Here is a 13,657-nt window from a genome sequence, read left to right as displayed (position 1 = left end):
AAGCGGACGCGCGCCCGTCATCGGAATCCGGTGCGCAGCGTCGTGAACAGGTACGCGCACACGAGCGCCGCCAGCGACAACACCAGTGCTCCGCCCACCGGTTGGGCCAGCACGCGTGCCAGCCCGAGGGCATACCTCTCCCCTCCGAAGGGCCACTGCAGCAGGAACACCTCCCGCATCCGTCCCGGAAATCCGGCCGCCATACGCAGGGCGGGTCCCTGCGTCGCCGCGTGCAGGACGGGAACGACGAGGACGGGCACGGCGAGTACGGCGGCGAGGCCACCCGTGGTGGACCGGAAGACACCGGCCGCGAGGACTCCGGCCCAGGCGCACCCCACGACGAGACCGAACCAACTCACGCCCAGCGAAAGCCAGTCCGCGGGAACTTGTGCCAGCTCCCGTCCGTAGACGATGTAAAGCGCCTCGGCGTCGCAGCCCACGGCGAGGAAGGCGAGCAGCGCCGCGGTGACTCCGGAGACGAGAAGTTTGGCGGCCAGCAGCCCCAGCCGGCGGGGCACGGTGCCGCGGTCCGCCGCGAGGGCGGGGTGGCGGAACTCGTCCCCGAAGGCCGACGCGCCGAGCAGTCCTGCCGCGAGCGCCGCGGGCGGCAGCGGCAGCTCCCGCGGCCATGCGGCGAACAGCCGTGCCTGCGGAGTGTGGCCGAGCCGAGCCAGCAGTACGGCGGTGAGAACGGACAGCGCCAGCACGGCGGCGCAGGTGAGGAAGCCGGCGCCGATTCCGATGGTGCGCCGGATCTCGTAGCGCAGGGGGCGGAGTGGGGTGGGGGCGGGACGGACGGAGATGGGAGGCGGGAGAGCGGAGAGGTTGTCGAGGGTGCGGACGCCGTCAGGGCGGGCGGCGCGGTCGGCCCACGTCTGACGCGTGCCCGAAGTCCTGGCGCCGGGAAGACGGGCGCGAAGTGCGGAGATGCCCCCCGCGGGGCTGCTAGTACCGGCGGCCTTCGCTTCCTGGGCCGCCACGGCCCGGCCTTGTGCCGCGCGGGCGCCCTGCGCGGGGTGCGCGCCCTGCCTGCCGGCCCTCCGGCCACCGTCGGCACCAGTGAGTGCCTCCGCGGGGGCCACCCCTTGCGCCCGGCCGCGCATGCCCTCATCACCGGACTCCACAGCTCCATGCGCCGTCCCGCCGGCTTCCGGGAGGGCACCGCTCGGCGACCCGCCCCCGGCCGTGGCGTCCCGCGCCGCCTCCGCGTACTCCGCCACGGGGCGGAGGCCGGACGCGTTCCCGTAGGACGATCGCTCACCGTCGGGCGCCTTCGCCCCGTCCGCCGACGCGAGCGCGGACACACTCCGCCCCTCCTCGCCCGAGGAGGGACCGGCCCCGCGCGGCTGCGGCGTCGGCGCATCCGCTTCCGCGCGCTCCCGCCCCTCCGCCGAGAAGCCCGGCGACACCGCACCCCGTTCGCCCGCCCGGACCTCCGACGCCGTGTCGCCCGGCTTCGGCGGCGTGAAGCCGAACACCATCGCGGCCTTGCCCGCGGCGGGCAAGGCCGGCGCCGGGAAGCCCGGGCCGGGCGAGGGCGGGGCTGACGCCGAGGGGCCCGGCTCCGCCGTCGGCAGACCGAGCGCCGCGGACTGCGCCTCCACCGCCGAGGCGTCCGCCTCATCGTGTTCGCGCGGCGCCCGAGGCTCGTTCGCCACGACGCCGCCCGCCTCCGTCGGCCCGGCGCCAGGCTCTGCACCGGTACCCGGACCCATGTCGCCGACCTCGTCCGCGAGTTGGTGGACGAGAATGCCGTTCCGGAAGGCCGTCTCACCGATGTCGGCGGTCGTGGAGCCGTACACCGAGAGGCGGTTGCCGTCCTCTCGCACGACCTCCACGGACCGGCGCGCGCCGCGGGCCTCCTTGGCGAGCAGGGTCGCGAGTCGTCCCGCCTGGGGGCTGCGGACCGCGACACGCGGGCGCAGCCGGGTGCGGGCGAAGTCTCCGGCGTCCTGGTCGGCCATGAGCCTGCCGCTGTCGAGGGTGACGACGCGGTCGGCCCTGCGTGCGGCCTCCTTGGGGTCGGCCGTGGTGAAGACCACAGTGCCGCCCTCCCGTGCGTGAGCGCGCAGCATGTCGTGCAACCACTGGGCCTCGTGGGCGGAGAGTCTGTCGGCGGGCTCGTCCAGGACGAGCGTGTGCGGGTCGGGCAGCAGGGCGCAGGCGAGGCCGAGCCGACGGTCCATGCCGCGCGAGAGCGTGCCGAGACACTCTTCGCGGAGGCCGACGAGGCCGACGGCTTCGAGGATCTCGTCGGCGCGCCGCGCGGGGACGCCCGAGGCCGCGCAGAGCATACGCAGATGACCGCGGACCGAGCGGGCAGGGTGCCCCGGCACATCGCCGAGGAGCACGCCGACCTCCCGGGACGGATGGGCGATCCGGTGCAGGGGCCGCCCTCTGAAGTAGGTGATGCCGCGACCCTGTTGGAGTTCGAGCATCAGTCTGAGCGCTGTGGTCTTGCCCGCGCCGGCGCCTCCGAGGAGCGCGGTGACCTTCCCGGCACGCGCTTCGAAGGAGACGTCGTCGACGGCGGGCGGCTGCGCCTTGCGGGGAATGCTGGTCAGTCCGAAGGCCTGGATCACCTGAAGCAAGATAGCTTGCGATGTCCGATTTTTCTGGTATCACCCGATCTGGTTCTAGACATGGCGCCGCCGGACCCGGCCGACGTCCGCCGTTCGCCGCAACCGGAGCCCCCGGTACCGTCGGTCAACCCCTCCCCCGCTCGGCCGCCCCGCCGTACGCCTCAGACCTCGGGGCGCAGCATCGGGGGGTTGAGGAGAGTGGCCCCGCCGGCCCGGAAGAGCTGCGCCGGCCGGCCGCCCTGGCGCGTGGTCGTGCCTCCCGTGGGAACCAGGAATCCGGGCGTGCCGGTGACCTTCCGGTGGAAATTGCGGGGATCGAGAGCCACCGCCCACACCGCCTCGTACACCCGGCGCAACTCACCGACGGTGAACTCCGGCGGGCAGAACGCGGTGGCCAGTGAGGAGTACTCGATCTTGGACCGGGCCCGCTCCACCCCGTCGGCCAGGATCTGCGCATGGTCGAAGGCGAGCGGCGCCACCGGCTCGCCGTCACGTCCGTAGCCACCCCGCTGCAGCAGTTCCTCGACCGGCGCCCAGCGCGCGTTGCTGGCGTCGCCCCCCGCGCGCGGGGCCGGCAGGTCCGGCGCGAGCGCGAGGTGCGCGACGCTGACCACCCGCATGCGCGGGTCCCGCTTGGGGTCGCCGTAGGTGGCGAGCTGCTCGAGATGGGCCCCGTTGTCCTGGGCCGGGGCCGCGGGATCGTGCGCCGTGAGCCCGGTCTCCTCCGCCAGTTCGCGCGCCGCCGCCTGGGACAGGTCCTCGTCGGCCCGCACGAACCCGCCCGGCAGCGCCCAGCGCCCCTGGAAGGGGGGCTCGCCCCTGCGGACCGCCAGCGCGCACAGGGCATGACGGCGCACGGTCAGCACGACCAGGTCCACGGTGACGGCGAAGGGCGGGAAGGCTGACGGGTCGTAGGGCATGCGGCGATCATAGTCGTCTGCCTGACGATAAACACTCCCTTCGTCGGCCGCATCGATGGTGGTTCCGCTTCGTTCCGTTATGGGGCGCAGGGCCGGCTCCGTTTCTTCGCTCGGTCTCGTCGTACGAGGTCACACTCCCAGTTGCAGGCCGTCCGCCGCCTCCTCGACCATGGCGAGGCCCAGCCGGCTGATCCGTACGGCGAAGGGAGCGCCGGCGAGGCGCAGCCCGGTGAGACCGAGTTCGCCGAGCGGTGCGCTGCGCACGGGGCTCAGGGTGACCGTACGGGCCGGGGCGTCGGGGCGGACACCCGCGAGAGCGGTGAGCACCATGATCGCGGATGCCGCGGCGGTGGCCGCCGGCCGGCAGGCCGCAGGATGCGGGAGGGGAGCGCTCCCGGCGGTGCGCTGTTCGCCGCCGAACATCTCCGGCAGCCGGTACCCGAAGTGTTCCGCCGCTTCCAGCAGACCTCTCAGCAGACCGGCGGCTTCCCTCTCGTAGCCTGCGGCGGCCAGTCCGGCGACGGCGACGGCGGTCTCGTGAACCCGGACGGCTCCACTCCGATGGCCGAACGGGTTGTGTCCCGTCTCCTTGGCGCCCAGACCGCGCAGCCCCCAGCCCGCGTCCATGGCGGGAGTGCCGAGCAGCCGGGCGAGCTGTTCGGTCTGCACCCGGTCCAGGAGGCCCGGGGCGAGCCGGCCGGAACCGAGCAGGCCGGTGTCGAGCAGGTGGGCGGCGGCCGCGCCCAGGTGCGGCACGGGACGGCCGTCCGGAGTCAGGGCGGCGGCCGGGCGCCCGCCGCCGTGGTCCTCGATCCAGAAGCGGGTCCGGAAGGCTGTGCGCAGGGCCTGCGCCCACCGGCGCAACTCGGCGGCGCCCGGCCGGTCGTAGGCGTCGAGGAGGTCGGCGCCGAGCAGGGCCGCGCGGTACGCGTGGGCCTGCGTTTCGCAGCGGACCGGACCCGCGGGCTGCGGATCGGGGAGGTAGGACTGGTCGCCGGCGGTGGTCCGCAGCCACGTGAGACAGCGTTCGGCGGCGGGCAGCAGTTCCCTGGTCTCCGTGTCGGGCAGTCCCCAGCGGCGGGCCTCGGCGAGCAGTACGGGGAAGAGCAGCGTGGCCTCCGTTCCCGTGCAGCCCGGCGGGAGGAGAGGGCCGGCGTCGCGTCGCGGCCCGGGGATCATGCCGGCCCGTGCGTCGTCGCCCGGGAGTTGCGTGCGGGCCAGGGTCCGCAGGGTGCCCGCGGCGAGCCGGGTGCCGAGGGGCAGGGCCATACGGGCGGCGGCGAGGGCCTCGGCGGGCGCCATCCCACAGCGCCAGGGCGCGCCCGCCGCGAGATGGGTGTCGGAAGGGTGGGTGGCGTCACGCAGGAGGAGGGCCTGGAGGTCGGCGACGGCCGTGTCGAGCAGCGGGGCCACCCGGGGATCGTCGCCCGTCGCCCGGGCGGCGGCGATCGGGCTGGTCGTGGTCCGTCCCGCGGCCCGCAAGGGGCCCGCGCCGTCGAGCCGTACCCGGAGTTCCACGGTCGCCGACCCGCCCGGCGGCAGTTGCAGTTCCCAGCGCAGGAGTCCGGCGGACGCCAGGACGTCGCAGGGAGGTGGGTCGGCGGTGACACTGGCGGCGGCATCGGCCGTGGCCCAGCGCAGACCCGAGTCGCGGACCGTGGCCGGGAGTTGGGGGTCCGTCCGGCCGGAGGCGACGGCGCCGAGTTCGGCGAGGTCCGTGCCGAGGGCGATCTCGACGGGCAGCCTCAGCGGTCGCACGGTGGCGTTGCGGACGGTGATCCGTTCGGTTCCCTCGGCGCGGCGTGTTCGTTCGACCACGACATCCGGATCGGGGCCCGTCGCTGGGGAAGCCCGGAGCGTCGCGACGAAGCGGGCGCTGTCGGCGCCGGTCATCCTGGCCTGTACGGCGAGTGGTTCACGTCCGGCCACGCGGACCTGGCACCGTGAGAGCAGCCGCCGCCCGCCGCGGTAGAACCCGTCCAGCCCCCGGCCGGTCAGCTGCCCCAGCTCGCCCGAGATCGCGAGGCCGGGCAGGGCGACGCAGATCAACGCGGCGTGGGTGGGCGGCAGTTCCGATATCGGGCGGCTGCTCGCCGCCGTGCGGGGCGACGGGAGCGAGGCGGGCCGACGGGCAGGGTGGGGGGCGCCAGAGGGTGCGCCCACGGCAGCGGGAGAGGTCGGCCGGGAGTCCTGGGACGGCGGTCGTACGCCGAGGGTCTCCACCGCCGTCATGACGGCGCCGTCCGGCCGGAACCGCGTAGGCCCGTCCCTCGGCGGTCGCTCGGCGGCGGCGAAGGACGAAGTCGGCTGCTGGTGCATGGAAGGGCCTCTTCCGCTCTCGGTGCGCCAGGGACGCGCTGGGCGGCCGGTGGGACGCCCCGGGGGACATCGGTCGTGCGGCGCAGTGCGTTCGGGCGCTCCGCCACTCAGGTGAACGCAGGGCGCCGCTTCCGGGTCACGGCCCGCCCCGGGGAGCCCGGCCGGATCGCGGCGCTGCGCGACGGCGTCGGCGCCGTTCGGCACGGCCGTGATCCGGTGCCGCCACCGGGTGCGCGGTACGCCCGTGCGTGCCGCCGAAGTCCCCGGAACCCCTGGAGCACCTGGACGAGGGCGGTGCACCAGGACGGCCGGGCGGCACAGGACGGATGCCGCGCCGCGGCGGCGTCCCGGGGTCGCCGGGTGGGACGCGGCCGGACCCTCGTGGGGCTGGGGCGTGCGCGGGTTCCGGGGGCGCACGCCCCAGGTCTCCGCGGCCGCCGGTGCACCGCGAGGTGTGGCCGTGCGGGTCTGCGTGACCGGTGCCAAGGCGTTCATCCATCCCCCTCGGGCTCGCGAAGGCCGCTTCCCGACGGGGTGGCGCTGGTCGCGCCCTGGTCCGAGGCACGCTCGCGCGTGGCGCCGGGACCGCGCATGGCCGGGCGAGTGGGCTCGGCTGCCGATGCCCCGGAGCGGGAGCCGGTCGGGCGTCGTCCTCCGCCCGCCGTCCGGGCCGCTCGGGCCGCTCGGCGGCTGTCGCTTCCGTCGAGGGACCGCATACGGCGCCTTCGGCGCGTGCCCGTCCCGGACGCCGGACCCGCCACCTGACCGTCCGGCTGCGCACGTGCCCCGGACGTGTCGCCGTCGACGGCCGGGAACTCGCCGGGTGCCGAATCCACTGCCGCGGGCGTCTGCTGCACGGCCTCGGCCCGCGCAGGCCCCGGGCGCTCCGTGCGCAGACAGCGGCGGATCGCCTCGGGGTCGAGTCCTTCGTTGCAGGCCTGGTGCAGCAGGCGGGCGAAGAGGTAGTCGGGATCCGCGCCCAGGGCCATGGCCAGGGCCTCGCGGGCCTCCAGTTCGTCCCCCGTCGACCAGGCGACCCAGCCGGCCAGGGTCAGCGGGGCCGCGGCGTGCTCACCGTAGGGGCCGACGCAGCGGCGGGCCAGGGCGCGCCAGAGCCGGAGAGCGGGTCCGGCCTCCGCACCCTCCATCCAGGCGGCGGCACGGTCGCGGGTCGTGCGGTCCTGGAGTCCGAGGATGACCGTGGCCGCCTCGTCATGTGCGAGCAGGCCGTCGTCGCGGACGTCCGCCGGATGTGTGCCCGGCACGGGCGCGGCCGCGGCGAAGCGGCGCATGATGCGCTCGGCCAGGGCGAGGGTCTCCTCGGCCACCTCCGGACGGGACGCCTCGTCGAGAATGCGGGGCACCAGGGCCATGCCCGCCGCGTCCAGCGCGGCCTCCTGCTCCAGGACCGCGGAGGTCTCCCAGGGCTGGAGCCTGGCCCGCAACTCCCTGAGGGTGCCGCGTACTTGGAGGCCGGCATAGGTGGCCGCAGCGGCCAGGACCGAGGTGCCGGGCAGGCCCATCGGCGAGCCGCCCTCGGGGCAGCAGCCCTCCACCGGGCAGCAGTACGACCAGTAGCGGCCGTCCGCGATGCACAGGGCCTCGACGACCGGCACGTCCAGGTCGCCGCACTGGGTGCGCAGCAACTGGGCCAGCCGCTCGAGCCGGCGCCTGACGTCCCGGCCGGACTCACCCGGAGCCGGCTCCTGGCAGACGTAGGCCACCATCTGAGCCGGGCGGGAGCCCCGCCGCTCGCTGCCCTTGACCAGGCCCTGGGCCAGCTGCCGGGCGGCCGCCTCCCAGTCCTCCTCGTTCGCGGGAATGCCGAGCCGGGCCCGGCCGCCGAACCGGCCGCCGCTTTCGTGGTCGTGTAGGGCGACCAGCACCATGCTGTCCTCGGGGCGGTATCCGAGCAGGTAGGGCAGGGCGTCGGCCAGCTCGGCGGGGGTGCGCAGAGTGATGTGCGTGTCGGGCGCGGACAGCCCGGAGAGCGGGTCGTGTCCGGAGATGTCATTGTTTTCGAACGGTCCCGTGGTTTCGCCGTGGTTCGTCATGCGGAGACGATCTCGCGGATCCCGAGATCCCGCTCGCACCTGTGGATAAGTCGAATCAGGGACACGACAAGCTCGGGACGGTTGTCCACAGGCCCGCCCCGGGCCCGCCCGATTGTCGGCCCCGTCCTGTTGTATGGAGCCCATGGAGCACACGAGCAACGCGGATCTCCGGGCAGAGGCGGACGCCGTCCTCGCCCGGCTCGTCGGGGATGCCACGGGCGGGGCACGGCTGCGCGAGGACCAGTGGCGGGCGATCGAGGCGCTGGTCGCCGACCGGCGCCGGGCCCTGGTCGTGCAGCGCACGGGATGGGGCAAGTCCGCGGTGTATTTCGTGGCGACCTCGCTGCTGCGGGCCAGAGGCAGCGGGCCCACGGTGATCGTCTCGCCCCTGCTCGCGCTCATGCGCAATCAGGTGGAGGCCGCGGCCCGGGCCGGTATCCACGCCCGGACCATCAACTCCGCGAACACCGAGGAGTGGGACGCCGTCCAGGCCGAGATCGCGGCCGGCGAGGTAGATGTCCTGCTCGTCAGCCCGGAGCGGCTGAACAACCCGGACTTCCGTGACCAGGTCCTGCCCAAGCTGTCCGCGGCGACGGGCCTGCTGGTCGTGGACGAGGCCCACTGCATCTCCGACTGGGGTCACGACTTCCGTCCCGACTACCGTCGGCTGCGCACCATGCTGGGCGAACTGCCGCCCGGCGTACCCGTGCTGGCCACCACCGCCACGGCCAACGCGCGGGTGACCGCGGATGTCGCCGACCAGCTCGGCACGGGCGGCACGTCGGACGCCCTGGTGCTGCGCGGCCCGCTGGACCGGGAGAGTCTCAGCCTCGGAGTGCTGCGGCTGCCGGACGCCGCGCACCGGATGGCCTGGCTCGCCGACCATCTCGACGACCTGCCGGGCTCCGGCATCGTCTACACGCTCACGGTCGCGGCGGCGGAGGAGGTCAGCGCCTTCCTGCGCCAGCGCGGGCACGCCGTCGCCTCGTACACGGGAAAGACGGAGAACGCCGAACGGCAGCAGGCCGAGGACGATCTGCTCGCCAACCGGGTCAAGGCGCTCGTCGCGACCTCCGCACTCGGCATGGGCTTCGACAAGCCGGACCTCGGCTTCGTGGTCCACCTCGGCTCCCCCTCCTCCCCCATCGCCTATTACCAGCAGGTCGGCCGGGCCGGCCGTGGCGTCGAGCACGCCGAGGTGCTGCTGCTGCCGGGCAAGGAGGACGAGGCGATCTGGCAGTACTTCGCCTCGCTCGCCTTTCCTTCCGAGGAGCTGGTCCGGCGCACCCTGGACGTCCTCGCCCGGGCCGACGGACCGCTGTCCCTGCCCGCCCTGGAACCGCTGGTGGAGCTGCGCCGCTCCCGGCTGGAGACCATGCTGAAGGTCCTCGACGTGGACGGGGCGGTCCACCGCGTCAAGGGCGGCTGGGTCGCGACCGGGCAGCCCTGGTCGTACGACACCGAGCGGTACGCCTGGGTGGCCCGGCAGCGCTCGGCCGAGCAGGAGGCGATGCGGGCCTACGCGTCCACCACCGCATGCCGGATGGAGTTCTTGCAGCGCCAGCTGGACGACGCGGACGCGAGGCCCTGCGACCGCTGCGACAACTGCGCGGGGCCGCGCTTCACCGCCGACACGTCCACCGCGGCGGTGGACGCCGCCCGGAGCGATCTCGGCCGTGCCGGGGTCGAGGTGGAACCTCGTCGTATGTGGCCGACCGGCCTGCCGGCCATCGGCATCGCGCTCAAGGGACGTATTCCGGCCGCTGAACAGGCCTCACCGGGACGCGCGCTGGGCCGGTTGTCGGACATCGGCTGGGGCAATCGACTGCGGCCGCTGCTCGCTCCGCAGACGCCGGACGCCGCTGTGCCGGACGATGTGGCGCGAGCCGTGGTGGACGTCCTGACGGACTGGGCGAAGGGCCCCGGCGGCTGGGCCTCCGCGGCCTCCGACGCCCAGCCGAGGCCGGTGGGTGTCGTCACCGTGGCCTCGCGGACCCGGCCCCGGCTGGTCCACTCCCTGGGCGCCCGGATCGCCGAGGTCGGCCGGCTTCCCCTGCTCGGCTCCGTGGAGTACGCCGAGGATGCGCCGCGGGTGCCGCGCAGCAACAGCGCGCAGCGGCTCAAGGCGCTCGACGGCTCACTGACGGTGCCGCCCGCTCTCGCTTCGGCGCTCGCCGGGGCCGGTGGTCCGGTTCTGCTGGTCGACGACTTCACCGAGACGGGATGGACCCTGGCGGTCGCGGCCCGACTGCTCGGACAGTGCGGTGCGCGGGGGGTGTTGCCGCTGGTCCTGGCCGTCCAGGGCTGAGCCCGCGTCCGGCTGTGGCGGCCGCCGGTGCTCCGGTCAGCCGCCTCAGGCGTGCCCCGACGGACCTTTGGGTAAGGATATAAGCCACACACCCGCAGATAAGCGTCGGTGGCCCCAATTGCTCGTTGCCGCATCCCAGTTCGACAGGAAGAATTGAGGTCCGCTCCCCGCACGGTTCGCCCGTGTTCCGGTTGGGCCCTGCTGCGGTGCGCGCTCCCGAATCCGACCTCGCCCGCAGTATGGGCGCGTAGCCGAAGGGAAGAACGTGACCTTCGGATTCGCCTCGTCCTCGGCGGCCTCGTTGTCGACGTCCGCGTCCGCCGCTTCCGCCAGTCGCCTGCTCGAACCGGCCGAATGGGCTTCCGCCGGAATTCCTCTGCTGCGCGACCCCCGTGAGGTCGTCAGCGGGCTGCATGCCCGCCACCGCCCGACACCGTCCATGGCGGTCGTGGCGGTGCTGGATCCGGAGGAGCGGCTGTGCGCCAGCGCATCGTTCACGCGCCGTCCGGCCCCGGCCGACGGCTGGATGTTCCGCAACGCGCTGCTCGCCCAGTTGCGCCGGGTCATTCCGCACGACCTGAGACGCCGCACCCCGGTGCGCACGGCCGTACTGCTCTACTGCCGTGAGGGAGACGCGCGCTGGACGGAGGAGGACGGCGCCTGGATGTGGGGCCTGCGCGACGCCTGCACACTGCACGGCCTGCGCTGTGGGGCGTACATCACGCTGACCCACGACGGCTGGCAGGTGCTCGGCGAGGGGCGTGGCGGTCGCCGACCCAACGCCGACTCGGCGCCGGAGCCCTTCGCCCTGTCGGAGGCCCCGCCGCTCGCGCCGCGCACCGGCGGTCCGGTCTCCGAGGTCCTGCGCCGCGCAGCCGCCCGCTGACGGTCCGAGCACCGGACCGTCAGCGAGCCGCACGCCCCGACCGGATGCACCAGCCGACTGCCCCGCGCCCACGCCGAACGCCCGGACCGCGGAGACAGCAGGCCAAGCCCGGGGCAGCGCCCCGCCAACAGCCGGGCCACACAAGCAACAAGGGACACAGAGGACAGGCCATCCACAAACCGCACCATGCGACGCGATGGCCGCCCTGTGCCGTCCGGGACGAACCCGGCGGCGGTACGGCGTCCCGGTGTACCCGGGGTGCGGAAGACCTGCGGGAACCGACGGCTCGGCGGCCGCGCACCCCAACGGCGCCCGGCGGTCACCGCTCCGCCGCCGGGGTCCGGCCGGGAGGCCTTGCTCGCGGGCGCGGTGGCCGCCCGGCGTGCGGGCATGCCAAAAGCCACTCCGTGCGGACTCCGCCGGAGCGGCTCCAGCGTCGCTCCGGTGCCCCGAGGCGCCGGGCGTGGCTCAGACGCCGGCGCCCAGCACCGCGTTGATCTGCTGCGGGTCGCCGCAGACGATCAGCAGGGCACCGGCCCGCGCGTGGGCCAGCGGAAGGACGGAGGCCGCGGCGGAGGCGGGACCTCCGTTGACGGCCACGACCACCACGGGGCGGGACGCGGCACGGTCGGCGATGGTGACGTCCGTGTAGAAGACGTCGTCACCGGCGTCGTGCTGCGCCCAGTAGGCGGCTTCGCCGAAGGACAGCTCGTGCTCCGCCCACGGGTGCTGGGCACCGGTGGTGATCACGAGCACGTCGCCGGGGGCACGGCCCGAGTCCAGGAGCAGGTCCACCGCCTCGTCGGCGGCGTCGAGCGCGCCCTCGACCGAGGCCGGGATCAGCTGGATCTGCGGGGTGGCCGCCGAAGCGGCGGGAGCGGCCGGGCCGGACGGGCTCGGCTTGGCCGGAGCCACATCACGCGGCGTGCGCTGCACCGGCGGCGCGGGCCGCGGAGGGCCGGGACGACCGGGGCGGGACGGAGCCGCGGGACGGGGGCCGGGTACGGGGCGAGGGGTCGGCGCGGTACGGCCGCTGGCCGGAGTAGCGCGGGGACCCTGGGCACTCTCGTGAATCTGAGGCTCCTCGGGAATGAGAGGCATGAGCTGATATTTATCAAACGTTGGTGCGGTGCGGGTGACCGGGTGGCACATCAGTGCGATCGGAACCGTCAGAAATCGAAGCCGAGCTGACCCTCGATTTCCGGAACGCTTCCGTCCGCCCAGCTGCGGACCTTCTTGAGGTGCCGCCACTGAGGCAACGCATCAAGATACGCCCACGACAAGCGGTGGTGCGGGGTGGGCCCCCGCTCCTCCAGTGCGGCCTTGTGCACGGGCGACGGATACCCGGCGTTGTCCGCAAATCCGAAGTCTGCATGGTCGATGCCCAGTTCGGCCATCATTTTGTCGCGCTGAACCTTGGCGATCACCGACGCCGCGGCGACGGCCACGCACGAGCGATCGCCCTTGATCACCGTACGCACCTGCCACGGGGCGCCGAGGTAGTCGTGCTTCCCGTCGAGGATGACGGCGTCGGGGTGGACCGGCAGAGCGTCCAGGGCGCGGACCGCGGCGAGCCGCAGCGCGGCCGTCATCCCCAGGGCGTCGATCTCCTCGGGGGAAGCATGCCCCAGGGCATAGGCCGTCACCCATGTCCGCAAGACCTCGGCCAATTCCGTACGGCGCTTGACGCTCAGCAGCTTGGAGTCGGTCAGGCCCTCGGGCGGGCGACGCAGTCCGGTGACCGCCGCGCAGACGGTGACCGGTCCGGCCCAGGCTCCGCGCCCCACCTCGTCGACGCCGGCGATGACCTTCGCTCCGGTCGTGGCGCGCAGGGAGCGCTCGACAGTGTGAGTGGGTGGTTCGTACGGCATGGCGGCCCTAGCCTACGCCGACCCGATCGTCGTGCGACACCCTGGTCGCCCGAGCGCCGCAAAGCTCACCGGGGCGCGGGGTCAGACCCGGTGCGGCCGCAGCAGCGGGAGCATCAGCCGGTCGATCATCTCCTTGAGATCCTGGTCGCTCCATTCGCTTCCGCACACCTTCGACCGGTACATCATCATGGCCGGGATGACGTCGAGGACATGACTGTTGGCCGCATCTGAGCGGACTTCTCCCCGCTCTATTCCACGGGTGACGACTTCACGGAGCAAGGTGACAGTCGGCCCGATGACCCCGCCGACGATCACGTCCTGGAAGCGCTCCGCCCGGACATCGTCGCACTCGTGAATCACCGCACGCAGGGCCACACCAGGGGGCGAGTACATGATCTCCCGCACCTCCCGGCACAGGGCAAGAAGGTCCTCGCGCACGCTCCCGAGGTCCGGCGCGGTCTCCACCCGGGGCAGTCCGGCCACCAGTGCGTCCGCGACGAGGTCCTCCTTGGAGGGCCAGCGGCGGTACACGGCGGCCTTGCCGGTCCGGGCTCCGGCCGCGACGCCCTCCATGGTCAGACCCTTCCAGCCGACCGTGCCGAGCTGTTCCAGAGCGGCATCCATGATCGCGCGCTCCAGCACCACGCCGCGCCGCCGGGGGGAAGCCGTCCGGGCCGGATCGGCCGTCCAGCGCGAGGTGACCATCTGTGTCTCTCC

9 protein-coding genes are annotated in these 13,657 nt (G+C 74.0%); 2 read left to right on the top strand and 7 right to left on the bottom strand.

Annotated features, from left to right (window positions below):
* Positions 1–17: 17 nt before the first annotated feature.
* The 4 genes from BIV25_RS16695 to BIV25_RS16680 form a co-directional block, all read right to left on the bottom strand.
* Positions 18–2,582 carry an ATP-binding cassette domain-containing protein gene (locus BIV25_RS16695; protein WP_071373123.1) on the bottom strand — a complete coding sequence of 855 codons (2,565 nt, stop codon included), beginning with the start codon at positions 2,580–2,582 and terminating at the stop codon, positions 18–20.
* A 161-nt stretch (positions 2,583–2,743) separates the two neighbouring features.
* Positions 2,744–3,502: an NUDIX domain-containing protein gene (locus tag BIV25_RS16690; protein ID WP_071373122.1), complete on the bottom strand. Its 759-nt coding sequence runs from the start codon at positions 3,500–3,502 to the stop codon at positions 2,744–2,746.
* A gap of 129 nt (positions 3,503–3,631) precedes the next feature.
* On the bottom strand, positions 3,632–5,821 hold the full coding sequence (locus BIV25_RS16685; protein ID WP_256255862.1) for a glycogen debranching N-terminal domain-containing protein: 2,190 nt from the start codon (positions 5,819–5,821) through the stop codon (positions 3,632–3,634).
* A gap of 491 nt (positions 5,822–6,312) precedes the next feature.
* Positions 6,313–7,875: a DUF4192 domain-containing protein gene (locus BIV25_RS16680; protein WP_071373121.1), complete on the bottom strand. Its 1,563-nt coding sequence runs from the start codon at positions 7,873–7,875 to the stop codon at positions 6,313–6,315.
* Positions 7,876–8,017: 142 nt separating this feature from the next.
* Between BIV25_RS16680 and BIV25_RS16675 the strand changes: the two genes are divergently transcribed.
* Together BIV25_RS16675 and BIV25_RS16670 are read left to right on the top strand one after the other, a co-directional pair.
* The gene (locus tag BIV25_RS16675; RefSeq protein ID WP_071373120.1) at positions 8,018–10,183 is read left to right on the top strand and encodes an ATP-dependent DNA helicase RecQ; all 2,166 of its coding nucleotides are present in this window, start codon (positions 8,018–8,020) and stop codon (positions 10,181–10,183) included.
* Positions 10,184–10,448: 265 nt separating this feature from the next.
* Complete coding sequence (locus BIV25_RS16670) at positions 10,449–11,069, top strand: hypothetical protein (protein WP_071373119.1); 621 nt, start codon at positions 10,449–10,451, stop codon at positions 11,067–11,069.
* Between the two features lie 468 nt (positions 11,070–11,537).
* Here BIV25_RS16670 and BIV25_RS16665 read toward each other — a convergent pair whose 3' ends face one another.
* From BIV25_RS16665 to BIV25_RS16655, 3 genes are all read right to left on the bottom strand, one after another.
* On the bottom strand, positions 11,538–12,170 hold the full coding sequence (locus BIV25_RS16665) for a hypothetical protein (protein WP_079176681.1): 633 nt from the start codon (positions 12,168–12,170) through the stop codon (positions 11,538–11,540).
* Positions 12,171–12,238: 68 nt separating this feature from the next.
* Positions 12,239–12,940 carry a ribonuclease HII gene (locus BIV25_RS16660; RefSeq protein ID WP_071373117.1) on the bottom strand — a complete coding sequence of 234 codons (702 nt, stop codon included), beginning with the start codon at positions 12,938–12,940 and terminating at the stop codon, positions 12,239–12,241.
* Positions 12,941–13,021: 81 nt separating this feature from the next.
* Entirely contained in the window at positions 13,022–13,645 is a 624-nt protein-coding gene (locus tag BIV25_RS16655; RefSeq protein ID WP_071373116.1) for a TetR/AcrR family transcriptional regulator, read from the bottom strand.
* Positions 13,646–13,657: the final 12 nt, after the last annotated feature.

This window comes from Streptomyces sp. MUSC 14 (assembly GCF_001866675.1).
In the GTDB taxonomy this organism is placed as follows: Bacteria; Actinomycetota; Actinomycetes; order Streptomycetales; family Streptomycetaceae; genus Streptomyces.
This window is presented reverse-complemented; position numbering and strand designations above follow the sequence as displayed.

What these genes read in the sequence shown, in the direction of transcription:
- BIV25_RS16690 (WP_071373122.1), bottom strand. Translation starts at nt 3,502, where the DNA reads ATGCCCTACGACCCGTCAGCCTTCCCGCCCTTCGCCGTCACCGTGGAC.
- BIV25_RS16685 (WP_256255862.1), bottom strand. Translation starts at nt 5,821, where the DNA reads ATGCACCAGCAGCCGACTTCGTCCTTCGCCGCCGCCGAGCGACCGCCG.
- BIV25_RS16680 (WP_071373121.1), bottom strand. Translation starts at nt 7,875, where the DNA reads ATGACGAACCACGGCGAAACCACGGGACCGTTCGAAAACAATGACATC.
- BIV25_RS16675 (WP_071373120.1), top strand. Translation starts at nt 8,018, where the DNA reads ATGGAGCACACGAGCAACGCGGATCTCCGGGCAGAGGCGGACGCCGTC.
- BIV25_RS16665 (WP_079176681.1), bottom strand. Translation starts at nt 12,170, where the DNA reads ATGCCTCTCATTCCCGAGGAGCCTCAGATTCACGAGAGTGCCCAGGGT.
- BIV25_RS16660 (WP_071373117.1), bottom strand. Translation starts at nt 12,940, where the DNA reads ATGCCGTACGAACCACCCACTCACACTGTCGAGCGCTCCCTGCGCGCC.
- BIV25_RS16655 (WP_071373116.1), bottom strand. Translation starts at nt 13,645, where the DNA reads ATGGTCACCTCGCGCTGGACGGCCGATCCGGCCCGGACGGCTTCCCCC.